At 64.4% G+C, this 250-nt stretch carries 1 protein-coding gene; it reads left to right on the plus strand.

Annotation, left to right across the window (positions count from 1 at the left end; genetic code table 11):
- A partial coding sequence (locus tag CVH10_RS22870) for a DUF3619 family protein (RefSeq protein WP_146143322.1) occupies nt 1-188 on the plus strand: 188 nt, incomplete at its 5' end.
- Nucleotides 189-250 lie beyond the last annotated feature (62 nt).

Genomic DNA, 250 nt, shown 5'->3' on the forward strand with positions numbered 1-250 from the left:
GCACCATTTTCCCGCTGGTCGCGCTGGTGGTCGGGCTCGTCGGCATCAGCGTCTGGCAGGAAGACCAGCGCTTCAAGGAACTGGCCGAGGTCGACGCCGCCCTGCTCACCGACGACCTGCCCCCAGCCGCCTACACCGACCCCGGTTTCGCGCAATTCCTGAAGACCGAAGGCAATTCGAGCCGCTGACCGCCGTTTTCACTTTTTCCATTCCTGCCCCTGACCGGGCCGTTGCATGACCTTCGACCGTG

The organism is Halomonas sp. ND22Bw (genome assembly GCF_003011945.1).
In the GTDB taxonomy this organism is placed as follows: domain Bacteria; phylum Pseudomonadota; class Gammaproteobacteria; order Pseudomonadales; family Halomonadaceae; genus Halomonas; species Halomonas halophila.